This window comes from Roseovarius sp. EL26 (assembly GCF_900327775.1).
Classification (GTDB): Bacteria; Pseudomonadota; Alphaproteobacteria; order Rhodobacterales; family Rhodobacteraceae; genus Roseovarius.
On sequence record NZ_OUMZ01000007.1, the window covers coordinates 1,965,483 to 1,990,321 of the forward strand.

General features: G+C 53.9%; 23 protein-coding genes. 10 read left to right on the forward strand and 13 right to left on the reverse strand.

Annotated elements, in window-relative coordinates; genetic code table 11:
- Positions 1–62 precede the first annotated feature (62 nt).
- Positions 63–491, reverse strand: coding sequence for a DUF1801 domain-containing protein (locus D9A02_RS17715; RefSeq protein ID WP_120502612.1), 429 nt, complete (start codon positions 489–491; stop codon positions 63–65).
- A gap of 77 nt (positions 492–568) precedes the next feature.
- On the opposite strand from D9A02_RS17715, the gene D9A02_RS17720 reads away from it, so the two are divergent.
- On the forward strand, positions 569–1,486 hold the full coding sequence (locus D9A02_RS17720) for an MBL fold metallo-hydrolase (RefSeq protein ID WP_120502613.1): 918 nt from the start codon (positions 569–571) through the stop codon (positions 1,484–1,486).
- A gap of 3 nt (positions 1,487–1,489) precedes the next feature.
- Here the strand turns inward: D9A02_RS17720 and D9A02_RS17725 are convergent, their stop codons facing one another.
- Positions 1,490–2,413: a dimethylarginine dimethylaminohydrolase family protein gene (locus tag D9A02_RS17725; protein ID WP_120502198.1), complete on the reverse strand. Its 924-nt coding sequence runs from the start codon at positions 2,411–2,413 to the stop codon at positions 1,490–1,492.
- A gap of 157 nt (positions 2,414–2,570) precedes the next feature.
- Between D9A02_RS17725 and D9A02_RS17730 the strand changes: the two genes are divergently transcribed.
- On the forward strand, positions 2,571–3,461 hold the full coding sequence (locus tag D9A02_RS17730; protein ID WP_120502199.1) for a LysR substrate-binding domain-containing protein: 891 nt from the start codon (positions 2,571–2,573) through the stop codon (positions 3,459–3,461).
- 185 nt (positions 3,462–3,646) lie between these two features.
- Positions 3,647–4,351: a metallophosphoesterase gene (locus tag D9A02_RS17735; protein ID WP_162933122.1), complete on the forward strand. Its 705-nt coding sequence runs from the start codon at positions 3,647–3,649 to the stop codon at positions 4,349–4,351.
- On the opposite strand, the gene D9A02_RS17740 is transcribed toward D9A02_RS17735, so the two are convergent.
- The gene (locus D9A02_RS17740; protein WP_120502201.1) at positions 4,348–6,015 is read right to left on the reverse strand and encodes an NAD+ synthase; all 1,668 of its coding nucleotides are present in this window, start codon (positions 6,013–6,015) and stop codon (positions 4,348–4,350) included. The genes D9A02_RS17735 and D9A02_RS17740 overlap by 4 nt on opposite strands.
- 163 nt (positions 6,016–6,178) lie before the next feature.
- Here D9A02_RS17740 and D9A02_RS17745 point away from each other — a divergent pair, with 163 nt between their 5' ends.
- Positions 6,179–7,693: an MORN repeat-containing protein gene (locus D9A02_RS17745; RefSeq protein ID WP_120502202.1), complete on the forward strand. Its 1,515-nt coding sequence runs from the start codon at positions 6,179–6,181 to the stop codon at positions 7,691–7,693.
- A gap of 116 nt (positions 7,694–7,809) precedes the next feature.
- Here D9A02_RS17745 and D9A02_RS17750 read toward each other — a convergent pair whose 3' ends face one another.
- Complete coding sequence (locus D9A02_RS17750) at positions 7,810–8,178, reverse strand: GNAT family N-acetyltransferase (RefSeq protein WP_162933123.1); 369 nt, start codon at positions 8,176–8,178, stop codon at positions 7,810–7,812.
- A gap of 148 nt (positions 8,179–8,326) precedes the next feature.
- Positions 8,327–9,007 carry an aquaporin Z gene (aqpZ, locus tag D9A02_RS17755; protein WP_120502204.1) on the reverse strand — a complete coding sequence of 227 codons (681 nt, stop codon included), beginning with the start codon at positions 9,005–9,007 and terminating at the stop codon, positions 8,327–8,329.
- A gap of 198 nt (positions 9,008–9,205) precedes the next feature.
- On the opposite strand from aqpZ, the gene D9A02_RS17760 reads away from it, so the two are divergent.
- Together D9A02_RS17760 and D9A02_RS17765 are read left to right on the forward strand one after the other, a co-directional pair.
- Positions 9,206–9,649: an NUDIX hydrolase gene (locus D9A02_RS17760; protein WP_120502614.1), complete on the forward strand. Its 444-nt coding sequence runs from the start codon at positions 9,206–9,208 to the stop codon at positions 9,647–9,649.
- A 597-nt stretch (positions 9,650–10,246) separates the two neighbouring features.
- Entirely contained in the window at positions 10,247–11,812 is a 1,566-nt protein-coding gene (locus D9A02_RS17765; protein ID WP_120502205.1) for a 2-isopropylmalate synthase, read from the forward strand.
- Between the two features lie 60 nt (positions 11,813–11,872).
- On the opposite strand, the gene D9A02_RS17770 is transcribed toward D9A02_RS17765, so the two are convergent.
- The 4 genes from D9A02_RS17770 to D9A02_RS17785 all read right to left on the reverse strand — a co-directional run bounded on the left by D9A02_RS17770 (position 11,873) and on the right by D9A02_RS17785 (position 16,956).
- On the reverse strand, positions 11,873–13,249 hold the full coding sequence (locus D9A02_RS17770) for an MATE family efflux transporter (protein ID WP_120502206.1): 1,377 nt from the start codon (positions 13,247–13,249) through the stop codon (positions 11,873–11,875).
- Positions 13,250–13,499: 250 nt separating this feature from the next.
- Positions 13,500–13,859 carry a cupin domain-containing protein gene (locus D9A02_RS17775; protein WP_120502207.1) on the reverse strand — a complete coding sequence of 120 codons (360 nt, stop codon included), beginning with the start codon at positions 13,857–13,859 and terminating at the stop codon, positions 13,500–13,502.
- 72 nt (positions 13,860–13,931) lie between these two features.
- The gene (locus tag D9A02_RS17780) at positions 13,932–15,815 is read right to left on the reverse strand and encodes an acyl-CoA synthetase (protein ID WP_120502208.1); all 1,884 of its coding nucleotides are present in this window, start codon (positions 15,813–15,815) and stop codon (positions 13,932–13,934) included.
- Positions 15,816–15,918: 103 nt separating this feature from the next.
- Positions 15,919–16,956 (reverse strand): zinc ABC transporter substrate-binding protein, encoded by a 1,038-nt coding sequence (locus D9A02_RS17785; RefSeq protein ID WP_120502209.1) that lies wholly within the window; start codon positions 16,954–16,956, stop codon positions 15,919–15,921.
- A gap of 91 nt (positions 16,957–17,047) precedes the next feature.
- Between D9A02_RS17785 and D9A02_RS17790 the strand changes: the two genes are divergently transcribed.
- From D9A02_RS17790 to D9A02_RS17805, 4 genes are all read left to right on the forward strand, one after another.
- A complete protein-coding gene (locus D9A02_RS17790; protein WP_120502210.1) occupies positions 17,048–17,524 on the forward strand; it encodes a Fur family transcriptional regulator in 477 nt (158 codons plus the stop codon).
- A 2-nt stretch (positions 17,525–17,526) separates the two neighbouring features.
- The gene (locus D9A02_RS17795; RefSeq protein ID WP_120502211.1) at positions 17,527–18,270 is read left to right on the forward strand and encodes a metal ABC transporter ATP-binding protein; all 744 of its coding nucleotides are present in this window, start codon (positions 17,527–17,529) and stop codon (positions 18,268–18,270) included.
- Positions 18,263–19,063 (forward strand): iron chelate uptake ABC transporter family permease subunit, encoded by an 801-nt coding sequence (locus D9A02_RS17800; protein ID WP_120502615.1) that lies wholly within the window; start codon positions 18,263–18,265, stop codon positions 19,061–19,063. Before D9A02_RS17795 ends, D9A02_RS17800 begins: the two co-directional genes overlap by 8 nt.
- Before the next feature lie 108 nt (positions 19,064–19,171).
- Positions 19,172–20,194, forward strand: a complete 1,023-nt coding sequence (locus D9A02_RS17805; protein ID WP_120502212.1) for a Fe(3+) ABC transporter substrate-binding protein — start codon at positions 19,172–19,174, stop codon at positions 20,192–20,194.
- Between the two features lie 60 nt (positions 20,195–20,254).
- On the opposite strand, the gene D9A02_RS17810 is transcribed toward D9A02_RS17805, so the two are convergent.
- The 4 genes from D9A02_RS17810 to D9A02_RS17825 form a co-directional block, all read right to left on the reverse strand.
- Positions 20,255–21,394 carry a TFIIB-type zinc finger domain-containing protein gene (locus D9A02_RS17810; protein ID WP_120502213.1) on the reverse strand — a complete coding sequence of 380 codons (1,140 nt, stop codon included), beginning with the start codon at positions 21,392–21,394 and terminating at the stop codon, positions 20,255–20,257.
- A 52-nt stretch (positions 21,395–21,446) separates the two neighbouring features.
- A complete protein-coding gene (locus tag D9A02_RS17815; RefSeq protein WP_120502214.1) occupies positions 21,447–22,577 on the reverse strand; it encodes an SPFH domain-containing protein in 1,131 nt (376 codons plus the stop codon).
- Between the two features lie 91 nt (positions 22,578–22,668).
- Positions 22,669–23,634 (reverse strand): DUF2927 domain-containing protein, encoded by a 966-nt coding sequence (locus D9A02_RS17820; RefSeq protein WP_120502215.1) that lies wholly within the window; start codon positions 23,632–23,634, stop codon positions 22,669–22,671.
- 4 nt (positions 23,635–23,638) lie between these two features.
- Positions 23,639–24,838, reverse strand: a complete 1,200-nt coding sequence (locus D9A02_RS17825; protein WP_120502216.1) for a toxic anion resistance protein — start codon at positions 24,836–24,838, stop codon at positions 23,639–23,641.
- Between the last annotated feature and the right edge of the window lies 1 nt (position 24,839).

The following is a 24,839-nucleotide window of genomic DNA, read 5'->3' on the forward strand; positions in this document are numbered from 1 at the left end:
GTGGCTGCGATTGTCCAGAATTGGCAGGCGCTCAGACGGTGTTCATTTAGGGTACACCCGCGTTATTCAGGGTGTACCGGCCAGATTTTATCCAGATCAGCTAAACCCACCCGGATCAACTCGCCTAGAACGTCCAGATCAATATCGGCCAGCTTATTCACATACAGGCACGACCGGCCCAATTTATGCTTGCCCAACCGGGCCAAAATCTCACCGTAACCCTGATACCCCGGCATGATGTAAATCGACAGGTTCGCCTTGCGTGGTGAAAATCCGGTGGCCAGAAAATCCCCCTCACGCCCCGTCGCATATCTATAGTGATACCGCCCGTACCCGATGATCGTTGGCCCGCACATGCGCGGGGCAAATCCGGTGACATCACCAAACAACTCCAGCAACGCCTCAGCATCCTTGCGCCGCGTCGGATGCTCAACTCCTGCCACAAAATCAACAGGGACAATATCCGTGGGTTGTGTTTTATTCTTCGCCATCCCCTCACAATAGCGTGAATCCCCCAGCCCGACCATGGCGCAGCGCGCTATCATCGGCGCAACCAAGGGAGATGATCATGCACCAGACAAAACTTGCCCGCCGTACATTCCTGACCGCCGCCGCTGCCGCGCCTTTCACCGTTGCGACATCCGCAAGCGCCAACGCCCCCATGCTGGGCGCCGCCGTCACACCGTTCAACCGCTTCCGCATCGGTGCGTTCGAAGTCACAACCTTGCTGGTCGACAGCCGCACCGTCGAAGGTCCGCAGCAAATCTTTGGCATGAATGTCAGCGCCGAGGAATTTGCCGAAGTCTCTGCCGCTGCCAACCTGCCCGTGGACAAAGCCAAGTTCTTTTTCACCCCTACCTTGGTGAACACCGGCAATGAACTCGTGCTGTTTGACACAGGACTAAACGGCGCAGGCATGGCCGCCGCCGTCACCGCAGCAGGCTACACACCTGATCAAATTGACATTGTGGTCATCACTCACATGCACCCCGATCACATCGGTGGCTTGATGTCCGACGGCAGCCCAACCTTCACCAACGCGCGCTATGTCACCGGACGGGTGGAATTTGACGCCTGGGCCAAGGCTGCAAATGAAGGGTTTGATGCTCTGATGCGCCCGCTGGCCGATCAAACCACCATGTTAGAGGGCGGACAGGACGTGGTATCAGGCATCACTGCCGTTCCAGCCTTCGGTCACACCCCCGGTCATATGACCTACATGATCGAAAGCGATGGTCAGCAGCTTCTAATCGCAGCTGACTTTGCCAACCACTATGTCTGGTCGCTGGCGCATCCCGATTGGGAGGTCAAATTTGACATGGACAAAGCTGCAGCTGCCGCCACCCGCCGCAGCCTTTTGGATATGATGGCTGCCGACAAAGTCCCCTTTGTCGGCTATCACATGCCATGGCCTGGCGTCGGCTATGTGTTGGCCCATGGCGATAGTTACGTCTATGTACCCGAAAGCTATCAGCTCCAGCTTTGACCCTTACGCCACCCGCTTGAGCGCCTGCGCCATGCAGTGAATGCCGCCTCCGGTTTTTGAAATCTCGGCTGTCTCCACGGCGGCCACTTCAAACCCGCGGGCGCGCAGCTGGTCGATTAACACAGTTGAAGAACTTGGCGCGATCACCTTGTCATTGCCCAGTGACATCATGTTGCAACCCAGCGCCATGGTGTCAGCAAAGGGCACATCGATGATCTCATGCCCTTTCGCCTTGAGCCACTCAACAATCGCGGGCTCAGTACAGGCCAGACAAACGGCGGTCAGCTTATCCGCCACCGGCACAACCATCAGGTCAATGTGCACATAATATTCGTCGATATAGGCAATGCGCGTCTCCCAGCCTTCAGCCTCAAACCAGCCCGCAACCTGCTTGGCCCCCGCCTCATTCGTGCGGGCCTCACCGCAACCGATCAGCACGCAACCCTCCTCGATCACGTTAAAATCGCCACCCTCAAAGGTGCCAGCCGTGACCATATCATAGATCGGGATGCCCAGTTTTTCATAAGCCCGGATCGCAGCATAGTTTTCGCCACGACGCCACCACTGTGACATAGCGGTGATAAAGGCCCCGTAGGGTGTCATGCAGCTGCTGTCGCGAGAATAGACCTGCATCGTCAGTTCCGGCTCCGCCTCCAGCATATGCACATTCACGTTGAAATGGCGGTAGGCATCGACCAGCTCGGCATGTTGCGCCTGCGCTGTCTGAATATTGCACGGCGCCTCACGCAGATGCTTGCGCGACAGGCTGGATGTGGCCCGGTGAAACAGATGCGCGGGCGAGCCCAGCAATACATCGGTCAGCGGATCGGTCTCATTGAGAAACCCCCAATTGGCGAGCGGCGCAGTGCCGCCATTCGGGTTGCGACGTTGCAGGCTGAATGCGTCAGTGGATTTATCGAGTGCCATTGGGAGTTCCTCAGTTACCTTCGGTTGCCCGGAATTCAACCCAATAAACCGGCAAATTCCAAGTGAAACTTTTTCGCAATATTGGCAAATTTTTTTTGTCAATTCCTTGGTGAATACGCACAAGATTGCGTACAGTGCCGTTGAAAGAGAGCTCAGAATGACGCGAATTCCTTCGACCCAAGCTTTACGCGCCCTTGAAAGCTTCGCGCGCCATGGGGCAGTGCGGCCCGTGGCCGAGGAAATGCATCTAACACGCAGCGCCGTCAGCCACCAATTGCGATTGCTGGAAAGGGATCTGGGGTTCGCCCTGTTCAACCGTGTGGGTACCCGGCTCATTCTGACCAGCCGGGGCGAGGCATTTGCCAAGGACGTGCGCGGCGCGTTGACGCAAATCAGCGGCTCCGCCTCTCGTAATGCGGCACACGGGCTTTCTGGTCAGTTGACGATCAGCTGCACCCCCGGGTTTGCCGCAAGCTGGCTCAGCCCCAAGATCGAAAGCTTTCGCACCACCTGCCCGGACGTTGCCCTCTCGATCATCACACCAAGCTCTCTAGACGAAGTATCCAACCCAAAGGCTGATGTTTTCATTACCTTTTCTGAGGGCACCCTTATCGGGGTAAACGTTGAGCTTCTGAAATCAGTCGAGTTCACCCCCTTGCTCAGCCCCGCCCTTGCCAACCGAATGGGCAACCTGCAAAGCCCGGCGGATGTTCTGCGCAGCGAGCTGCTGCATCTTTCTGGTCGCGAGGATTGGGCGCGCTGGCTGAAGCTGGCAGACGTGCAATCACATCCCACCAAACCGGGCATCATCTTCGCGGATATGAACCTGATCTATAATGCCGCAATCAAGGCGCAGGGCATCGCATTGGGTGACGAATTCATTTGCGGGGAAGCCATCGCAAACGGTCAGTTGGTCCGCCCCTTTGACCTGGCGATCCAATCCCCAAAATCCTACTACCTCGCTATCCCACCTGCGAAGGCCGAAATCGCATATGTGATCGCCTTCCGACAGTGGCTTTTGGATCAGCTTCCAGACGCCGAGACTTGAAGGCGAAGCCAAATTGATTTGCCAATAGACCCCGTCGCTCGCATTTTCACCCAGAGGGGATTAGAGAAAGAACTTAGGCTTTAACAGGAGGTTTAGAGTATCCGATGAAACTTGTGAGTGTCTCCAAAACCCCATTTCACGAAATGCCATATCGATCATCTTCAAGATCAGGAAGTGTTCGTCAGATGGCCCTTCCATTTTACAGGGCAACGGTAGACATATTACCCGAGGGGGTTTCATCTTTTATTTTGACTTCAGACCTACAAGGCCGCGAACAAGATCAAGAAGCAAATCGTTTGGTCGGAGAAGCCGTCGCAGAAGAGCTTTCCCTCTTATACGAATTAGGAGACATCCCTTTTTCCAACTTTGTGGCTTTAGCAGGTGATCTTTATGATCATCCGGAGCTCCATAAATTGGGTGGTACAGGTGATGTCACAGCTGTTTGGAACGCATTCGCAAAGCATTTCAAATTTGTAGTGGGTGTGCACGGGAACCACGACATAGTTGATCCGCAATTGATGGCCAAAAACACGCTCGTACTTGATGGCACAACCTGCGAAATAGCAGGAGTAAGCATAGGAGGCGTTTCGGGCATTATTGGGCGCACCGACAGAAACCAAAGAAAGTCGGAAAAAGACTTTATAAAGGCACTTCAAAAGGTTGTGCGTGAAAAAAATGATCTCATTCTCCTGCATCAAGGTCCCGCAGATTTGGAGAACGCCCAGCTCGGGGAACCAGAAATAACTTCGCACCTAAAGTCATACGGTTCTGGCGTTGTGGCATTCGGACACTGCCACTGGGAAATCCCGATGATTGAGATTGGGAAAAATCAAGCGCTGAATATAGACAATCGCTTATACGTGGTAACCGCTGAGAATACTCGAATTTAAGCGCCCGTTCCTTTGTCCCGCCAGCGGTTCACAATCGGATAGCGCCGATCCAGCCAGAACGCCTTTTTCGACAGGCGCGTGCCCGGCGCTGATTGGAAGCGTTTGTATTCGCTGATGTAGAGCAGATGTTCGACCTTTTTGGCCATATCCCGTTCAAACCCGGCGGCAACACAATCTTCGATGCTGCCATCCTGATCCACCAGGATCTCCAGAATTGCGTCCAGCACCGGGTAATCTGGCAGAGAATCACTGTCTTTCTGGTCATCACGCAGCTCTGCACTTGGTGGCTTCTGGATCACATTCGCCGGAATGACCTCACCGCCCGGTCCCATCATCCAATCGCGGTGATTGGCATTGCGCCAGCGGCAGGTGTCAAAGACGCGGGTTTTGTACATATCCTTGATCGGATTGTAGCCGCCATTCATATCGCCATAGATCGTGGCATAGCCGACCGCGACCTCGGATTTGTTCCCAGTGGTCAACAGCATCTCGCCAAACTTGTTCGACAGCGCCATCAATAGCAGCCCGCGCAAGCGCGACTGAATGTTCTCTTCGGTCAACCCCTCTTCCGTACCTTCAAACAGTGGGGCCAGCGTATTGGTGATCGCCGTGCGCCCCTCGGAAATCGGTACAAAATCATAACGACAGCCCAGATTTTCTGCGATCTCCTTGGCGTCATCCAATGACGCTTGCGAGGTGTACTCCGATGGCAACATCACGCAGCGCACGTTCTCCGCGCCCAGCGCATCCACTGCGATGGACGCTACAATCGCGCTGTCGATCCCACCAGACAGGCCCAGCAAGACCTTCTTGAACCCGGTCTTGCGTAGATAATCGCGCAACGACAGCACCATGGCGTGATAGTCTTGCTCAAACGCATCCGGAATGGGGGCCAGTTCCGTTGGCTCAATTCGCCAACCATCGTCGCCACGCGTCAGATTTATCGTCGTCACAGCCTCTTGCATCACCGGCATCTGCAACGCCAGTTCCCCACCGGGGTTAAGCGCAAAAGTGCCGCCATCAAACACCTGATCATCCTGACCACCGACAAGGTTCAGATAAATCAGCGGTAGGCCCGTCTCAACCACGCGCGCAACCATCAGGTTTTGACGCACTTCCATCTTGTCGCGGTAGTACGGCGAACCATTTGGCACCAGCAGGAACTCTGCCCCAGTCTCTGCCAATGTTTCCGGCACATCCTCATGCCAGCTATCCTCACAAATCGGGCTGCCGACACGGACATCGTCCACCACATAGGGCCCGCCAACCGGTGCAGCGTCATAAATGCGGACTTCATCAAACACGGTTTCATTCGGCAGATGGTGCTTAAGCACCCGCGCCGTGATCCGCCCACCCTTAAGGATGTAATAGGCGTTATACAGCCCCTCGCCTTCAACCGCCGGGCCGCCGATGCCCAATGCCGGGCCGTCCTTGCAGGCTTCTGCCAACGCTTCCAGCTTGGCAATCGCGGCCATGTGGAACGCAGGCTTCATCACCAGATCCTGCGTGTTGTAGCCGGTGATGAACATCTCGGGCAGTGCCACCATCTGTGCGCCTGCAGCGCGGCCCTGCTCCCATGCATCCTGCGCCAGCGCAGCGTTGGCATCCAGATCGCCCACGGTCGGGTTCAATTGTGCCAATGTCAGGCGAAATCTGTCGGTCATACGTCGTGCCTCGTACCAATATCCCCCCTGATTTAGCAGATCATTGCATAAGTGAAAGCGGATTTGCCCAAACCCCGTTGTCACCGCGCGCTAGGTCCTCTAGATTTCCCTCACCCGCGCACGGGGGTGTAAGCCGCAACAGGCTAGGGAAGCAGGGAAAAGCATGACACGAAGATTGACCAGTATCGCACTGATCGCCGCCCTGATGGCGACAGCCAGCCCAATCATCGCACAGGATGACGAGGTCCAGACCAAAGAATATGACGATGGCGGTGTCTACGAGGGCACCTTCAAAGACGGTTTGCAACACGGCACTGGCAGCTACACCCTTCCCAACGGGTACAAATACGTCGGCGAATGGGTCGAGGGAGAGATTCGCGGCAAAGGCACAGCGCGCTTCCCCAACGGATCACTTTACGAGGGTGAATTCGTCAAAGGCAAACCCAGCGGTGTAGGGAAAATCACATTTTTGGATAACGGCACCTTTGAAGGTGACTGGCAAGACGGAAAGATCACTGGGCAGGGCATCGCGCTTTACGCCAATGGGGTTCGCTACGAAGGCGAGTTTCGAAACGCCGTTCACCATGGTCGTGGCGTCATGACCAGCCCCGCAGGCTACGTTTACGATGGTGACTGGATCAATGGCACCAAAGAGGGCAATGCCAAAATCACCTATCCGGATGGCGCCCAATACGAAGGCGCAGTTTTGAACGGTGCACGCGAAGGTCAGGGCACCCTGACCATGGCCGACGGGTTAACCTATGCCGGACTGTGGAAAGCCGGCCAAATCGACGGCACCGGCAAGCTGACACAACCCAATGGTGACATCTACGAAGGCGAGCTGGTCAACGGCCGCCGCGAAGGCAAAGGTAAGGTCAGCTACGCAAATGGCGACAGCTATGAGGGTGACTTCAAAGACGATCACCGCCACGGTCAAGGCACATTTTTGGGCATCGATGGATATAAATATTCTGGCAACTGGCTTGTTGGAAAAATCGCTGGAAAAGGCAAAGTCACCTACCCCGATGGCTCGGTTTACGAAGGCACCTTGCAGAATGATCTGGCCAATGGTCAGGGGAAAATCCTGTATCCCGATGGGGCAACCTATGATGGTGAATGGGTAAATGGTGTGATCGAAGGAACAGGCCGCGCGACCTATCCCAACGGATTGATTTACGAAGGCGAATTCGTCAATGCCCAACTGCAAGGTCAGGGCGTGATGACTTATCCAGATGGTTATCGTTACGAAGGCAACTGGGACAGTGGCCAGCGCAACGGCCAAGGCACGGCAACTTACCCTGATGGGACGATATACACTGGCGATTTCAAATATGGCCAACGCAATGGTCGGGGCGAAATCAAGATGGCCGACGGTTTCAGCTATGTCGGCGATTGGAAAAGTGGCGAGATCCGAGGCAACGGCATCGCCACTTATGCCAATGGTGACATCTACGAAGGCACATTCCAAAACGGCAAACGTCAGGGCACCGGCACGATGCGCTATGCCACCGGCGAAGAATCCACCGGCGATTGGGACAACGGTGCATTGGCAGGGGCAGATGCTCCAACATCAACAGAAGACAGTGAAACCACACCTGATGTACCGGCTCAGGAAACCGCTGCGGACACACCTGAAAGCGATATCAGCTCAACCACCTCTGATGAGGCGACCGAGTAACAACCTATCGCATCTGAACAACATCCCTATATGCGGCGCACATCGCCAAGTCTGCGCCGCATAGAAACTGTCGAAACCATCTGCGATTCCAATGCCCACCCAGGTCCCATTTGGGATCAGGTCAACAACTGCTCCAATGACAATTTCGCAGACACATAGGGCAGCGCGTCTTTGAAAAACACTTCGCCACCAATCTCGAAGCCAAGCTTTTCATAAAAGGCACAAGCGTTTTGTCGTGCATCACACAACAGCACTTCGATCCGCTCTTGCCGCAACAAACCCGCTCCATGTTGCAACAAAGCCGTTCCCAATCCGCGCCCTCGACAGGCCGGCGCAATCGCAAATTTACGCAATCGCGCTTGGGGCGGATCCAGAAAGAAGGACCCAGCACCAATCAACTGCGTGCCATGATACCCCGCAACGTGCAGCGCGGTTTCATCCCCCGGCAATATCACATGCGACAAGGGCTTATCGGGCCAAAGCATAGCCTGTCGAAACGGGTAAATTTCTTTTGCGGGAACTATACAAAACCTGATCATGGCTCTCTGTAGCGCCATTTGCGCCAAGGGTCAGCCCAGATTTCAGTTTTGGAAAATAGACGGGGCGGGCCAACGCCCACCCCGATCCAATCGCTTATTCGCCGTCCAATAATCCTGTGCGAAACAGCATGCCTGCAGCCACCGCGCCAATGATCGGTGCCACGATGAACAACCACAATTGCGACAACGCCGTGCTACCTGCAAACAACGCGGGCCCAATGGAACGCGCTGGGTTCACCGACACGCCAGTGACATTAATTCCAACCAAATGGATCACCACCAGCGCCAGACCAATCGCCAACCCGGCAAAGCCCGCAGGTGCGTTTGCCCCGGTTGAACCAAGGATCACCACCATGAACAGGAAGGTCGCAACAATCTCGAACACCAGTGCGGCCATCATGTTATATTCGCCACCATAACCCGCGCCCCAACCATTCTGACCCAGACCGTTTTCAGCCACGCTATAGGCCTCGGTGCCACCCGCGATCATCAGTAGCACCAATGCCGCCACAATCGCCCCTGCGACCTGCGCGATGATATAGCTAATCGCCTCGCCCATGCTCATCCGGCCCGCGGCCACCGCACCCAGAGAGACCGCCGGGTTAATATGACAACCCGATACCGGACCGATGCCATAGGCCATACCGATCAACGCCAGACCAAAGGCGAAACTGATACCGGCATAACCAATAAGGTCACCCGCAATCACCGCCGCACCACAACCAAGCAGGACAAGCGTAAACGTCCCGATAAATTCTGCTATCTGCTTTTTCATTTCACTGTTCCTTTTGCCCTCCGGGCCGTTCCCCGGTTCTGCGCACTACCCTGCGCTGAATACAGCTTAACATAAACGGGGAAATTTTGGGCTAAGATCATCAGAAATAAGTGTTTTGATGGAAAGCAAGCGGTAACCACCTTGCCTCCACCCTAAGACATGCTCTTTAGTCTAATAAATCGTGAACAGGGCAGATTTATGAGAGAACGGCCAGCGGCACGGATTTTGGTTCTCAATGCGGAAAATAAAATTCTGCTTTTTCGCTTCTGTTTTGACGATGGACCGCTCGCCGGTGAAAATTACTGGGCCACTCCCGGCGGTGGCGTCGAAAAAGGCGAAACCTTTAGAAATGCGGCACAAAGAGAGCTGTTCGAAGAGACAGGCTTCACAATCGATGTCGGTGAGGAGATAGGACAACACGATACCATATTCCGCGTTCCTTCGGGCGAGTACGTGAAAGCTGATGAGAGGTATTTCTTTGTCAGAGTGACGGCCAATACAATCTGCAAAGATGGGCAAAGTGATGTAGAGAGAACCTACCTCAAAGAGCACCGGTGGTGGTCATTGACTGAACTTGAAAGCACGTCTCACACCATCTTCCCCGAAAACCTGATTCCGCTTGTCACACAATCACTCTCGTAGTGGGGCAGCACTGCCAATCATTGAATTCAATGGCAGTCGGCAAAGCGATATCCCTCCAACCTTGTAAACATATCGGCAAAATGCAACTATGTGGTGAATATTGATTATCTAGGTCAAGAATGCAGATGTTATCGGATTTTGTCACCGCAGTAATTCCAATTGCAGCAATTGCAATTTCTGTACATTTCATTTTGGTAGTTCTTGATACACCTGAAAAGAAAAAGAGACGCGAGAATTCATCTCATTCGGGAGGAGGAAGCGACTCCGGTATTGATATTGGAGATATCTAGAGTTCCTCAGAAGAGCAATCTCGCCCATCGACCCCTCTGACTTTGTGTACTAAACTCGCGTACAACCTGTACACAATTCCCCCCAAACTTGATACGAATTGGGGCTTTCCTTCCCCGGCGCAAGCTCTATAATTCACCTCATGAAACAGCAGCAGCATATCGCATTGATTCCGCGCACCTCCGGTGCCGCGCTTGCGTCTGCCTTGCTACTCCTAAGCCGCCTCTGAGCGTGCCATTCTTCGGCGCGACCGCTCAGAGGATGTGCAATTTCGCGCCACAGGCTTAGGACAAAACAAAGAGACCCGACATGACCAATACAGACAAAGACCGCGTAGTGATCTTTGACACCACTTTGCGCGATGGCGAGCAAAGCCCCGGTGCCACCATGACCCATGATGAAAAGCTGGAAATCGCCGGATTGCTGGATGAAATGGGCGTCGACATTATCGAGGCCGGATTCCCCATCGCGTCCGAGGGGGATTTTCGCGCCGTCAGTGAGATTTCTAAAAGCGCAAACAATTCAGTAATTTGCGGACTGGCACGCGCCAATTTCAAAGACATCGATCGCTGCTGGGAGGCGGTGAAACACGCGAAAAAACCGCGCATTCACACCTTTATCGGTACATCACCCCTGCACCGCGCTATCCCCAATCTGAACCGGGATGAAATGGCGGATCGTATCCACGACACCGTCAGCCATGCCCGCAACCTGTGTGACAACGTGCAATGGTCACCGATGGATGCCACCCGTACCGAATGGGATTATCTGTGCCGCACGGTTGAGATCGCAATCAAAGCCGGTGCCACTACGATCAACATCCCCGACACAGTGGGCTACACTGCCCCAGTGGAAAGCGCTGACCTGATCAAACGTCTGATCGAAACCGTACCAGGCGCAGATGAGGTCACCTTCGCCACGCATTGCCACAACGATCTGGGCATGGCGACGGCGAATTCGCTGGCCGCCGTTGCAGGTGGCGCACGACAAATTGAATGCACTATCAACGGCTTAGGGGAACGCGCCGGCAACACCGCACTGGAAGAAGTGGTGATGGCCATGAAAGTGCGCGGCGACATCATGCCATGGCAAACTGGCATTGATACCACCAAGCTGATGCACCTCAGCCGCCGGGTTTCAACCGTCAGTGGCTTTCAGGTTCAGCCCAATAAAGCCATCGTCGGCAAAAACGCCTTTGCCCATGAATCTGGCATTCACCAAGACGGCATGCTGAAGAACGCCGAAACGTTCGAGATCATGCGCCCCGAAGATGTTGGCCTGACTGAGACCAATCTGGTCATGGGCAAACACTCCGGCCGGGCTGCTTTGCGCTCCAAGCTCAAGGACTTGGGGTATGAGCTGGCCGACAACCAGTTGAAAGACGTATTCGTCCGTTTCAAAGAATTGGCTGATCGCAAAAAGGAAGTCTATGACGACGACCTGATCGCATTGGTCAGCACGGGCGGCGATGAAGACAGCCAACGTTTGCAGATCAAATCACTGCGCGTTGTCTGCGGCACCGATGGGCCACAACAGGCCACGTTGGTGATGGACATCGATGGACAAGAACACACAACCGAGGCCACCGGCGACGGCCCGGTTGATGCATCCTTCAATGCGGTCAAAAACCTGTTCCCACACAACGCGCGCCTGCAGCTGTACCAAGTACATGCCGTGACTGAAGGCACCGATGCGCAAGCCACTGTCAGCGTCCGAATGGAAGACGAAGGCCGTATCGTAACGGGCCAATCCGCAAACACCGACACGGTTGTAGCATCTGCAAAGGCCTATGTTCATGCCCTGAACCGCCTGCTGGCCCGTCGTGAGAAAACCGGAAACGACACACCGGAAGTCAGCTACAAAGACGTGTCATAAGACACCACCAGCACCGATTTGAGAGAAAAGCCCAGCTTAAAATAGCTGGGCTTTTTTATATCAGTGCGAGCACTCCGTCGTGACCATCGGGTCTTTTTGTGGGAAAAATAAACACCAACAAGCCGCCAAAGCGATGGTCGCCAGCACAAAGCCCGAAACCAGCCCGATCCATATCACTAATGGCCCTGCGCCCTCAGCACGCAACAAGATAAATTGCAGCGGCACGGCTATACCCCAATAACAAAACAGCACAATGATCGCTGGCCTGGTTGTAATCCCCCGGCCGCGCAGGCTGCCCTGAAGCACCATAAGCACAAGGCTGAATATAAGTGAGGGAAGAGAAACCGCTGCCAAAACCTGAACTTGAGTCTGAACTTCTGCAAATAACACATCATCCGCGTCAAAAAACACCCGCGCAATAAGAGAGCGCACAACAAACAAGCCGGTTATGACCGGTACAAACAACACCAATGCCGCACGCAATATTTTGACCAATTCGATCTGTGCCCTTTGGCGGTTCACCGCCCTGAGAGATGCAAAGTGGATGGCCGCAAAATCACCAAAACCAAGTGCGAAGACTACCAATACCTCGCTCACCTGCATGACTGCGCTATGAGCGGCGACAGCTTGGGTTCCAAACCGCGCCATCAATAGCAACGACAGGCTAAGAAATCCAATCGTCGCCATAATCATCAACCCCACAGGCAGGCCAATACGAAGGATTTCGAGTGCATATGAAATTCCCCCGGCAACTTTACGAACGAGAACAGCCCGGATTGACGGCACTCCGTGCACGGTCCTCCGGCAGGCGATGGCCATCACCACCAGCCCCACGGTTGAAGACATCAGCGTTGCGATCCCCGCACCAATCAAGCCATAGCCCGGAATACCAAAGGCACCGAAGATCAGGACATAGTTGACCAATGCGTTGGTCACAAACTGCACAAGTGCCCCGCCCAGCACCAGGCGCTCGTGCTGCTCAAAGGCCAGAAGCTCCCAGCAGATGATGAACAGTAGGTTGGGCAAAAGTGCGACCCCAAGTAGCATGACATAGGTCTGCGCATCTCGCGCGGTATTTGATGGGCCAACTACCTCACTCACAATCCAACCGGTTTGCATCAATATCAACGCGCCCATTAGTGCATAAATAGCCAAAAGCCTAACCGCGGTCGCAACAACATCTATGTGCCGGTCGGAATCAGGATTGGAATGATAGCGACCGTAAATTGGGCCAAAGCCAAAAACGATGCCTTCTCCCAATACCAGTAGAATCAGATACATCTGCATCATCACGCTGGCAGCGGCCATCGCGGTCAGATCATGCTGACCCAACATCATCGTGTCGGTGAACACCAGCCCTGCCAAAGACATATTGGCCAGCCCCAAAGGGACGGCTCGGCGGTAGATGCCCATAAGTTCTGTTGCTTGGAAAATCATAAATCACGTCTTTCAATCTGTCAGGTACAGCCATGCGGCTGCTATAGGGCCAGATCAGTGTGACGTGAGTGTCTTTTGATCAGCCCTGCAAACACGTTTGCAGGGCAAAGATGGGTCCACGCGTTCGGTCGTGATAGCGCCTAATATGCATCCAACCCTCCCTCACTCATGTGGACGATTGAATGCTAACAAAAAACAGGATCAATGCAATCTTCACCCCCATATCCCTTAAGGGTAAAACAACGGCAAATCAGCTGGTGATCATATAATATTTGCGCAGACGTTCAGTGATTTCCCAAATTACCGGTGACCCCTTGGCAATAAAGAACGTATCCCCCGCCTTGAAGGTTTCAGTCCGACCATCGGAGTGGGTCAATGACAAGGCCCCCGAAATAAGCGTCATCATTTCATGCACTGGATAGGCCGCGATCTCTTCCCGGCAAGGGGCGCATTCCCACACACCTGCCAGAACAGATTCATCATCGGTGGCAAAGGCTTCGGCAATCAGCTCGGTCTTGTCGGCCGTCGTAAACGCCTTAACCTCGGTGATATCCGAGGGAACCATAGTGGGCGGATTGGGATTCAGGCGGAAATCATCTTGTGTGATCATTTGGGAACTCCTGTCAGAATCATGCCGCTACCATGACAGATAGCCTGGGCAGCGGCACGCGTTTTCAGGGAGTTATTCAGCCCATTCCCATGGGCGGACGAATTGCCCCAGAACATGGCCAAGCTGCTCCTCATCCAGATCGCCGATTTTTTGCACCTGTGCAACAAGACCACGCTTTTTACTATCGATCACTTCGACCACCTGAGCGGCTATGCCTGCTTTATCCAGGGCAGCGTTGTAAATCCGGGTGATCGCCCGTTTGCGCAGGTCTGGTTTGAACACCTTGCCAACAGCTGTTTTTGGCAACTCTGGCATGACCTCGACATGTTTTGGAACAGCGGCGCGTTCATGCACATGCTCTTTGCAGTGTGCCATCAGCTCATCCGCAGTTGCGGTGCCGCCCTCGATCAACTCGACATAGACGCAAGGTATTTCACCTGCATGGGCATCGGGTTGGCCAATTGCCCCCGCAATGGCAACCTGGTCATGCGCCATCAACGCCTCTTCGATCTCGGCAGGGTCAATGTTGTGACCGCCGCGAATGATAAGATCCTTGGCGCGGCCAGTGATCCACAGATAACCATCTTCGTCAATCCGGCCCAAGTCACCCGTGCGCAGATATTTCTCGTGATGATATAGATCGCGATTTTTCTCGGCCTCGGTGTAGGTGTTGCCGTCATAAACGCCGGGGTTCGAGATGCAGATTTCGCCCACTATGTCGGCGCCACACTCCACCGGCCCTTCAGGGGTAGCGTCGAAAATTTTGACATCAGTATAGGGCAAAGGCACACCCACCGATCCAACCTTCTTTTCACCTGTTGGCGGGTTACAGGATACAAGGCAGGTCGCCTCGGTCAGGCCGTACCCTTCGATCACGGTCATGCCTGTAGCGGCTTCAAATCGGTTGAACAACTCAAGTGGCATCGGGGCCGAACCGGAGAACGCGTTTTTGACAGTAGAAACATCCGCATCCACCTCGCGCTGCATCAGGGCAGACACAGCCGTTGGAACGGTGATCACAAACGAGATTTTCCAGCGTTCGCACAGCTTCCAGAAATTATCGAACACACCATCACCACGGTATCCTGCAGGTGTTGGAAACACGACGTGAGCACCGGATTTAATCATCGCCATCAAGATCACGTGGCAGGCGAAAACATGGAACAACGGCAATGGACACATGATGATATCGTGTTCATCGAACAAGAGCGTATCGCCAAGCCAACCGTTATAAATCATGCCAGAATAACGGTGTTGTGCCACTTTCGGCATGCCGGTTGTGCCACCAGTATGGAAATAGGCCGCGACCCTGTCCCCAATGGAATCTGCAAACGAGAGGCTTGTCGCCTGTTTCGCTGTTTCCTTGTTGAAGTCGCGCACATCGGCGCTGTGTTGAACGGCCACCTTTGGCCGGATCAACGGCACAATCCAGCTTTTGGGTGGGTTCAAATAACGGTTGAGGTCAATCTCTAGAACGGTTTTTACATTCGGCGCGGATTGCACCGCTTCATGCGTTTTTTGCGCGATGTCTGTTTTTGGAAATCCTCTAAGGGTGACCACGACCTTAGCATTGGTTTCACGCAGGATGGCCGAGATCTGTTCAGGCTCAAGCAGCGGGTTGATCGGGTTTACAATCCCGGCGATGGCACCGCCAATAGTCGCCGATGCCGTTTCAAGACAATTGGGCAGCACTAACGCCACAACGTCCTGTTCCCCAACCCCAAGGGATCGAAACAGATTTGCAGCCTGACAGACCTGATCGTGAAAGCCCTTCCACGTCAGGGTTTGCGCCTTGTCGGTTGCACCCGACATCAACTGATAGCTGATGGCAGGGCGATCTGGAAACGCCTGCACCGTGTTGCTCAACATCTGATAGAGCGTTGCCGGGCGGTCCCGTTCCTCCCATGGCATTTCCTGCTGAATCGCAAGCGCATCCTGCAAAGACGCAAATGTCATATATTATCCTCCCTGTAGCGCACATTATGGCACAATATTCATTGTGCATAGCATGCGAATCTTTACAGCCCTACGCAAGCGTAACGGTGGGTCGGAAAATTTATTACCCCAGACAATCGGCCAGATTTTGCGCCAAATTCCGAATCAATTGTGGATACAAGTCAGCCCCGGCCGGCAAACCTTGACCAATGGGGTCAAGCACCGCAATTGTAACGCCATCCCCGAAAACCGAACGCGCGATCTTAGGATCGAACTGCGGCTCTGAGAAAATACAGGCCGCCCCTGTTTCCTGCGCCACTTCGTGAAGCGCAGCAACGCGCGCGGGTCCCGGTGTACTGGCATCGCCCAGTGCAATGGCACCTTGTGCCGGAACTTCAAACCGCGACTCGAAATATTGATAGGCATCGTGAAACACCAAATAGGGCTTACCTCTGGCAGGGCGTAGCTGTTTGTTAACATCACTAAGCAGTATCTCCATTTCGGCCTGCCCAGCCTCAGCATTCATCTGGTACATCTCAGCATTTTCGGGGTCAATTTCAGCCAAATGTGTCGCGATGTGCTTCAGCCAGACTTGGGCGTTAACCGGGTCAAGCCAGGTGTGCGGATTATGGCCTTCAGCTTCGTGATCGGCATGGGTTTCATCTGCATGATCATCATGTTCGTCATGATCAGTGTGCTCACCATCTGCTTCGCCATGGTCTTCGGCGTGATCATCATGGTTCTCTTCTTCGTGGTCATCGTGACCAGCTTCTTCATCACCATGATCCTCACCATGCTCGTGCGATCCGAACCCGTGGCCTTGGCGATAGGTCAGAACAATACTGTCAGGTACCTCAAGTAAAGACAGGTTTTCGCCCGTCTGCATCAACGTATGCAGTTTATCTTCGAGCCACGGTGTAAGTTCTGGCCCCATCCAAACCATAAGGTCTGCATCCTGGATTGCCGCAGCTTCAGTGGGGCGTAATGAATAACCATGTGGGGAGGCCTCTGGCCGGATAATCAGCGTTGGTTCCCCTACCCCTTGCATGACACGCGACACAAGTGAATGAACCGGGGCGATGTCGGTCACAACTTTGGGGGCTTCAGCATGGGCCATGCCTGATACCACACCAAACAGCAGGACGGAGAACTTATGATACATGTCGAATCCAGTGATATGTTATAACATGAGACGCTTGCTATACGTTATATTATCACCTATCAAGCCCAAATCATAACCTTCAGGATGCACGATGGAACACGTCGGATTTGCCCAGCACGATCATCACAGCTGCATTGAAAGTGCACTAAACGCTGCACAGGCTTTTTGTGAACAACAAAAACTACAACTCACGCCGATCCGCAAACGCGTGCTTGAGATTTTGCTGGAGCGTCACCGCGCTATGGGCGCCTATGACATTCTAGAAGTCCTGCGTGACGAGGGCTTTGGCTCGCAGCCACCGGTTGCCTATCGCGCGCTCGATTTTTTAGTGCAACACGGATTCGCCCATAAAATCGAGCGCTTGAATGCCTTCACTGCCTGCATGCATCCAGGTGAGCAGCACATGCCAGCTTTTCTAATCTGCCGGGACTGCGACAAGGTGGTTGAAACTCACATGGAAGCCGCAAAGAATCTTTTGGGAAAGGCAGTGCGAGAGGTGGAGTTTGAGGTCGAACAAGCCGTGGTCGAGGTGATCGGCCTGTGCCCCAAATGCAAATCACAAGCCTGACAATGGCGTTGCTTTCCGTTGAGAACCTCGACATCACTTTGGGTGGCCAAAACATCCTGAGCAATGTGAACCTGCATGTTAAGCCGAGTGAGATCGTCACAATCGTCGGCCCCAATGGTTCAGGAAAATCAACTTTGCTGAAAACCATCATCGGAGCCCTGCAACCAACAAAAGGACGGATCAGCAGGGCGGACGATTTACGCATCGGCTATGTGCCACAAAAACTGCATGTTGATGCAACATTGCCTATGACCGTTTCTGCTTTTTTGAATCTTCCGACCCGCCACGCCGCTTCGCGTATTCAGCAGGCTCTGGATCTTGCCGGATTACCAGATCTAGGCGCCAAGCAACTATCATCGATGTCCGGAGGGCAGCTTCAACGAGTGCTGCTCTCGCGGGCCCTATTAGAACAGCCTGATCTGTTGATCCTTGATGAGGCCACGCAGGGATTGGACCAACCCGGATCTGCCGACTTTTATCGCCACATCGAAGAGGTGCGCCAAAACACTGGCTGTTCGGTATTGATGGTAAGTCACGAATTGCACGTGGTGATGAGCACAAGCGACCGGGTGATCTGCCTGAATGGTCATGTCTGCTGCGAAGGTAAGCCCGAAGTTGTCGCCTCGGCTCCGGAATACCGCGCGATCTTTGGTACAGGGACACAGGGCACACTGGCGCTGTACCGGCACGACCATGATCATGACCATCACGATTGCACCTCACATGAAGGGCATCAACATGCTTGATGATTTCATGATCCGCGCCCTGCTGGCGGGCCTTGGTGTCGCGTTGGCTGCCGCGCCTTTGGGGTGTTTTGTAGTCTGGCGCCGTATGGCTTATTTCGGTGATGCCACAGCGCATGCCGCCATTTTAGGCGTCGCGCTATCGCTGGCGTTCAACATCAGCATCTTTACCGGAGCATTGTTCATCGCGCTGGCCATGGCTGCGTTGGTGGCCAACCTATCTGATCGCGGCTTTGCTATGGACACGCTGCTGGGTGTGCTATCGCATTCCGCACTCGCCTTTGGTCTGGTCGCGGTTTCGTTTTTACCCAATGTCCGGATCGACATTATGGCTTATCTGTTTGGCGATATTCTGGCGGTCAATAAGACCGATCTGGCAGTCATCTGGGGCGGCGCTGCGCTGGTGCTTGGGTTGCTGGTTTGGCGCCGCAACGCCCTGCTGCTATCCACGCTCAGCAGTGACCTGGCTTATGCAAGCGGCATCAACCCACGCCGCGAGCAGTTAATCCTGACTCTGTCTTTGGCCATTGTCGTCGCGGTGGCGATCAAGGTTGTGGGTGTTTTGTTGATCACCGCAATGTTGATCATTCCCGCTGCCACAGCACGAGCGATGTCACGCACACCGCTTGCAATGATGCTGATTGCCACGCTTGTTGCAATAGCCGCCGTTTTGACGGGGCTGCAAACATCGCTGTGGCACGACACTCCAACAGGGCCCACAATCGTTTGCTGTGCCGCTGTCTTCTTTGTTTTCAGCACATCGCTTTCCGCACTACGCAGGGAAAAATCAAGTTAATTAGGTGGGTCGGCGTATTTTTGAAAATGCCTCATTCTTTTATTGACTCTTTCAGTCAGAAAATAGAAACCTGTTTCTGATAAAATCAATCAGGAAATGGAAGCATCCATGCGCCCTTCTTTTCAATCTTCACTGACATTGGCGGCCTTCATTGCCGTCTTAAGCGGACAGGCCATAGCACAAGAGGTCAACGTCTACTCTAGCCGTCATTACGATTCTGACGCTGCTATCTATGAAAAGTTCACCGAAGAAACCGGTATTACCGTCAACCGGATTGAAGCCAAAGCAGACGAACTTATCGCACGTCTGGAGGCCGAAGGCGACAACAGCCCGGCTGACGTACTGCTGACCGTCGATGTGGGCCGTATCGCCCGCGCTGAAGAGGCTGGCGTTCTACAACCCGTGACCTCAGACGTTATCGCCGAGCGTGTGCCTGCCCACCTGCGCCACCCTGGAAATCTGTGGTTTGGCCTGTCGCAACGTGCACGCATCATCTTTTACGCCAAAGACCGAGTCGAGAACCCACCACAGACCTACGAAGATCTGGCCAAGCCAGAGTGGCAGGGCAAAGTTTGCATCCGCTCATCCTCGAACATCTATAACCAGTCCCTGCTGGCCTCATTGATTGCCACTCATGGCGAAGAAGGTGCCAAAGACTGGGCTGCCAGCATCGTGGACAACATGGCGCGCCCACCGCAAGGAGGTGACACTGATCAGCTTCGCGGTTTGGTATCAGGCGAGTGTGATGTGGTTGTGGCCAACCACTATTACTTCCTGCGTGCCTTTGACAAAGATGTTAAAGGGTTGACCGATGGCGTTGAAAACGTTGGCTGGGTCTGGCCAAACCAAGACGACCGCGGTGTACACGTCAATTTGGCTACTGCTGCAATGACCAAAGCGTCACCCAATTCTGAGGAAGCAATTCAGCTTCTGGAATTCCTGACCAGCGACTATGCCCAGCAGATCTTTGCAAACAACAACAACGAATATCCTGCAGTGACAGGCGCAACCGGTGACGAAGACACCGAGCGTCTAGGTGAGTACAAGCCAGATACAACCACCAACACCGCTGCCTTTAGTGAAAATGCAAAAGCAGCACAGGCTATCTTTAATCAGGTCGGTTGGGACTGATCTCCTTGCCAGATCGAGCAGAAACAGCGCCGATTTCCGGCGCTGTTTTTTTGTGTGCGATCAATACCCGCCTTGACTGGTCGCCAGAACATATCCAACAACCACTGCGGCCAGCAGCCCCAACACAACCGCCACGGTGATTTTCCAAGCCGAATAGGGCCGCTCGCCCTGCACCCGACCCGTGCAACCGTTAACAACAAAGCGATAGGTCTGACCGCGATATTTGTAGGCCGCCAGCCAAACCGGCAACAAAATGTGTTTAAAGGTAAGGTCATTCAGTTCGGTTCGAACATCGTGAATCCGCTGGCGGTCTCCGCCAATGTCAAACTTCACATCCCGAACGATCACCTTGTCCATCAACTGGCGCGCTTCCTGAAATCCATCTTCCAGCTCAACGGTGTAGCCCTCAGCCTGAAAGCCGGCCAGATATTCAGGGCGATAAGGCTCAAGCGAGGACAAGTCCCAGGGGGCCAGCGCGTCGGTGAACTTCTTTGGCAAAGACTTTGATGCCAGAATCAGCACATCGTCAAAGAACCGTGCCACCCGACCAGAGGTAGGACGCCAACGCACCTTTGGCACCTGAACCTGTTGCCGTTTACCATCGCGCATCACAGTGCGGGTTTCATAGTAAACCGTCCCACGTTCCCCCTGATAAGTGGATTTACTATCTGCATCAAAAGTCCAGTACGGCACATAGATGCCATTCATCTTTCGGCCTTTACGGGCGTACTCTTTCAACCCGTTGGGTGCAAACCAAAGCCGCCCCAACCAGTCGGTCATTGCACCGCGCGCAGTGCGCTCATCCAAAGAAAACGGCAGAACTGCCCGCGGCTTAATATGGCGATGGGTGCCGGTATCCGTTACAACCGGCGTGGCGCAAAACGGGCATTCCGAGGCCTGCGAGTCTAAATCCAGCGTCACCTGCGCTCCGCAGCTAGAACATTGCAGGACACGGGTATCTTCAATTTCCTGACGCGGCAATTGATCCGCAAGAGCAGCACGCAGATCAAGTTCAGCATGCGTCCGACCCCAAGGTTGCATCTGTGCGACATCTTCGGCATGGCCACAGTGATCGCAAACCAACCGCCCGTCAGATGGCGAGAACGCATAATCCGAACCGCACTGCTCGCAGGGAAAGCGATGTAGTTCTTCGACATCAGCCGATGACAGTGGTGGAGACATTGGTGGTGTTTCTGCCATGACCTAAAAACCTATCTCAAGTATCCGCAGCACCATGATGCATATTGTACTGTCATCCTGCAGGCGGCGGTGGCGGCATGACTGTAAAGAGTTGGGCAAGCTCGGTCACATCTTCAGCCCGTTTCCAACCATCTTGACCAGCAGTCCAGACATGGCTTTCCCGGTTCAGTTTACCTTCGCCAGCCATACGGCCTAATGCCGCCTTGGAATATGGTCCATGCGTTTCACCATTCTCGGCGACATGCCAGACGTGTTCAACCGGCGGTGGAGGAGGTGGCGCAGAGGCTTGTGGCTCCGCTGTGGCTGCCGGACGCGCGCCCCAAGGCCCTTGTCCACCCGACATCTGCTGCGCCATCGCCATGCCCATTCCCATACCAAGGCCAGCGCCCATTCCACCGCCACCATTTGGGTTTTTCGCCGCTTCAGTCATGGCTTCGGCTGCGGAATATTGGGTGAACTTGCCCAAATCACCCGCCAGTCCCATCGATGTGCGCTTATCCAACGCCTCTTCCACGGCAGGGGGCAACGAAATATTTTCGATATACAACTCAGGAATCGACAGGCCATATTCAGCGATGGTCTGTGAAATCGCCGTGGCGACCAGTTTGCCCAGGTCTGCCGTGTTCGCCGCCATATCCAGCACCGGAATGCCAGAGCTGGCAATCACACGTGAGAATTCCTGCACAATGATATTGCGGATCTGATAACTGATCTCATCCATAGTAAATTCGCCGTCGGTGCCGACAATCTCCACCAAAAACCGCGCCGGGTCGACTACACGTACCGAATAAGTGCCATAAGCTCGGATGCGAGTTGGTCCAAATTCAGGATCCCGTAGCATGATCGGATTTTTCGTACCCCATTTTAGATCATTGAAGCGCGTGGTGTTGACGAAATAAATCTCAGATTTGAACGGTGACTTGAAGCCATGATCCCAATGTTGCAGCGTGGTCAACACTGGCATGTTATTGGTTTCCAACATATAAAGCCCCGGCGTGAAGACATCGGCCAACTGCCCCTCATGCACAAAAACAGCGGCCTGCCCTTCGCGCACCGTCAGCTTGGCGCCGTATTTGATTTCGTGGCTTTCACGCTCAAATCGCCAGACCATGGTATCACGGGTATCATCCACCCAATGGATGACATCAATAAATTCTCCAGTCAGAAAATCAAAAATACCCATTTTTATCTCCCTTTCGGCTTACGCCAGCAAACTCTTATCTCTGGTGATCTTGCTTCGTGCAAATCACGGTTTTCTATGGTCAGCGCCCGCCCTAACTTCCCGGTGGTCCTTCGGTTAACTCTGCGGCCATCTCCCGAATTAAAGGCAGCACCTCTTCGCGTTTCATGCCAACATGCAAATCCGGATCGTACAACATCTTCAGCAGCATTTCGTCATGAGTTGTGAGTAACGCAAACTCGTCGTCGTCATTAAAGATCGACGGGCGGGCCTTGGGGCTGTCATTCGCCAATCCCAACCCTTGCGCCAATTCCTCGTGGACACAGGATTTGCGGGTCAGGTTCGGATGCTCGGCTCGGATCAAGGCGACCGCACTACGATAGGTTCGGCTGTTTTCTTGTGCGGCAAATGCCACTACGATACAATGGATCGACCGTGGCAAACGTTGGATCATACCAAGGGTTGCTGCATTTACACCTGGCTCAATCTGTTTGATGCGAGTGACAGCCTCTGTCCGGTCATCTTCGCCCATGAACAGAACGTGGAAATTCGCCGAACGCGCATTACCAACACTGATCGGGTGCCCGGTTATGCGCGCCAGCCGCCGCGAATAATCCTGTACCACCTGTGTATCAAGATCGCGCTGCGCCTGTGGCACAGAGCCGCCAAATTCAATGCCCAACCGCACCGGCCCGGCCCATTTGCGCAACCCCCCTGCTTGCTCAGATCCCTTTGCAAAACCGCCATTGGGGGCATATTCATCATAGAATGCAATACGGTCAAAGTTTCGCACCAGGTCCGTATCAGTAAACGGCGTATCCACACCGCCACCATCAACGCGCAACAAGCCTTGCACCAATAAATCCGCCTGCACGCGACCATAATACCGTGCCAAAGCCAGGCTTTGTTCAGAAGGCCGGACCGGCGCTTGCGTGCCAAAACCGCCCGCCTCTGGATCAGGAGGAGGTGCTGGTGCAGGCGGTTGTGGGGTGACACATGCCGTTAACAACAGCAGCGCCAGCCCCCCGGCCCATTTATCTGCCCACCTGCGGCGCGTCATCGGTTCAGCCGTTAGGAACGGCGGTACCAGCGTTGTCTCCGGTACCATCGCGGCGCGATTTTGCGGAGGCCAGCGTATCACGCAATTCAGTTTCCATGGTCTTAAGATCTTCTTCAGCAGCGGCACGGCGCGCCTTGCCTTCGTCGGCAATCTGCAAGCTTTCCTCGATTGTACCAATCAGGTCTGCATTGGCCTGTTTCACCGCTTCGATGTCAAACACACCGCGTTCCATTTCCTCGCGGATCATCTTGTTTGAAGACCGCAGGTTTTCAGCATTGGAGGTCAGCAGCTCATTGGTCAGATCATTGGCATCACGAACCGCAGCTGCAGCCTCCGCTGAGCGTTGAATGGTGACCGCCTGCGCCAGCTGCGTTTCCCACAATGGCACGGTATTCACCAAGGTCGAGTTGATCTTGGTCACCAGAGATTTGTCATTTTCCTGCACCAAACGGATGGACGGCAGCGACTGCATCGTCACCTGACGAGTCAGTTTAAGGTCATGCACCCGGCGCTCAAGGTCATCACGCGCCGCACGCAGGTCACGCAATTCTTGCGCCTTGATAACCTGCTGATCTTCAGGTGCGGCCTGTACTTCGGCCTCTTTGGCGGGGATGTCTTTTTCATCCAGAGCCTTCAGTTTTTCTTCACCTGCTGCGATATACAACGCCAGTTCATCATAGAAATCCAAGGTCTTTTCATACAGTAAATCTAATGACTTAATATCTTTCAGCAGCGTATGTTCATGCCCCAAAAGCTCATCTGTCACGCGATCAATCTGACCCTGTACATCTTCAAAACGGGCAGTGAACTGCGCAAATGGCGCGGCACGCCCCAATAATTTTTCCCACCAGCTGCGCTCGCGGCGAACATCCAGTTCGCTAACCGAAAATCCACGAATGGTGGTCACAATATTGCGCAGGCTGTCACCCGCGGGACCAACATCCTTATTACGCACGCCTTGCAGCATAGATTGCGAGATTTCCTGCAACTCTGCCTGAGCAGATGAGCCGAATGACACGATTGAATTTGTATCATTCATATCAATCTCAGCCATACGGGTTTTGATCTCATTGCTAACGGCGCTATCCGCCTGATCTAGGGTAATGATCGCATTAGCAGCCACCGGTTCGGGCAGAACAGCATTGCTGATTTCTTCTACTTCGGCCAAGGCGGCTTCGGCTTGTTGACGAATATTTTCAGACATA

What these genes read in the sequence shown, in the direction of transcription:
- D9A02_RS17715 (WP_120502612.1), bottom strand. Translation starts at nt 491, where the DNA reads ATGGCGAAGAATAAAACACAACCCACGGATATTGTCCCTGTTGATTTT.
- D9A02_RS17720 (WP_120502613.1), top strand. Translation starts at nt 569, where the DNA reads ATGCACCAGACAAAACTTGCCCGCCGTACATTCCTGACCGCCGCCGCT.
- D9A02_RS17725 (WP_120502198.1), bottom strand. Translation starts at nt 2,413, where the DNA reads ATGGCACTCGATAAATCCACTGACGCATTCAGCCTGCAACGTCGCAAC.
- D9A02_RS17730 (WP_120502199.1), top strand. Translation starts at nt 2,571, where the DNA reads ATGACGCGAATTCCTTCGACCCAAGCTTTACGCGCCCTTGAAAGCTTC.
- D9A02_RS17735 (WP_162933122.1), top strand. Translation starts at nt 3,647, where the DNA reads ATGGCCCTTCCATTTTACAGGGCAACGGTAGACATATTACCCGAGGGG.
- D9A02_RS17740 (WP_120502201.1), bottom strand. Translation starts at nt 6,015, where the DNA reads ATGACCGACAGATTTCGCCTGACATTGGCACAATTGAACCCGACCGTG.
- D9A02_RS17745 (WP_120502202.1), top strand. Translation starts at nt 6,179, where the DNA reads ATGACACGAAGATTGACCAGTATCGCACTGATCGCCGCCCTGATGGCG.
- D9A02_RS17750 (WP_162933123.1), bottom strand. Translation starts at nt 8,178, where the DNA reads ATGCTTTGGCCCGATAAGCCCTTGTCGCATGTGATATTGCCGGGGGAT.
- aqpZ (WP_120502204.1), bottom strand. Translation starts at nt 9,007, where the DNA reads ATGAAAAAGCAGATAGCAGAATTTATCGGGACGTTTACGCTTGTCCTG.
- D9A02_RS17760 (WP_120502614.1), top strand. Translation starts at nt 9,206, where the DNA reads ATGAGAGAACGGCCAGCGGCACGGATTTTGGTTCTCAATGCGGAAAAT.
- D9A02_RS17765 (WP_120502205.1), top strand. Translation starts at nt 10,247, where the DNA reads ATGACCAATACAGACAAAGACCGCGTAGTGATCTTTGACACCACTTTG.
- D9A02_RS17770 (WP_120502206.1), bottom strand. Translation starts at nt 13,249, where the DNA reads ATGATTTTCCAAGCAACAGAACTTATGGGCATCTACCGCCGAGCCGTC.
- D9A02_RS17775 (WP_120502207.1), bottom strand. Translation starts at nt 13,859, where the DNA reads ATGATCACACAAGATGATTTCCGCCTGAATCCCAATCCGCCCACTATG.
- D9A02_RS17780 (WP_120502208.1), bottom strand. Translation starts at nt 15,815, where the DNA reads ATGACATTTGCGTCTTTGCAGGATGCGCTTGCGATTCAGCAGGAAATG.
- D9A02_RS17785 (WP_120502209.1), bottom strand. Translation starts at nt 16,956, where the DNA reads ATGTATCATAAGTTCTCCGTCCTGCTGTTTGGTGTGGTATCAGGCATG.
- D9A02_RS17790 (WP_120502210.1), top strand. Translation starts at nt 17,048, where the DNA reads ATGGAACACGTCGGATTTGCCCAGCACGATCATCACAGCTGCATTGAA.
- D9A02_RS17795 (WP_120502211.1), top strand. Translation starts at nt 17,527, where the DNA reads ATGGCGTTGCTTTCCGTTGAGAACCTCGACATCACTTTGGGTGGCCAA.
- D9A02_RS17800 (WP_120502615.1), top strand. Translation starts at nt 18,263, where the DNA reads ATGCTTGATGATTTCATGATCCGCGCCCTGCTGGCGGGCCTTGGTGTC.
- D9A02_RS17805 (WP_120502212.1), top strand. Translation starts at nt 19,172, where the DNA reads ATGCGCCCTTCTTTTCAATCTTCACTGACATTGGCGGCCTTCATTGCC.
- D9A02_RS17810 (WP_120502213.1), bottom strand. Translation starts at nt 21,394, where the DNA reads ATGGCAGAAACACCACCAATGTCTCCACCACTGTCATCGGCTGATGTC.
- D9A02_RS17815 (WP_120502214.1), bottom strand. Translation starts at nt 22,577, where the DNA reads ATGGGTATTTTTGATTTTCTGACTGGAGAATTTATTGATGTCATCCAT.
- D9A02_RS17820 (WP_120502215.1), bottom strand. Translation starts at nt 23,634, where the DNA reads ATGACGCGCCGCAGGTGGGCAGATAAATGGGCCGGGGGGCTGGCGCTG.
- D9A02_RS17825 (WP_120502216.1), bottom strand. Translation starts at nt 24,838, where the DNA reads ATGTCTGAAAATATTCGTCAACAAGCCGAAGCCGCCTTGGCCGAAGTA.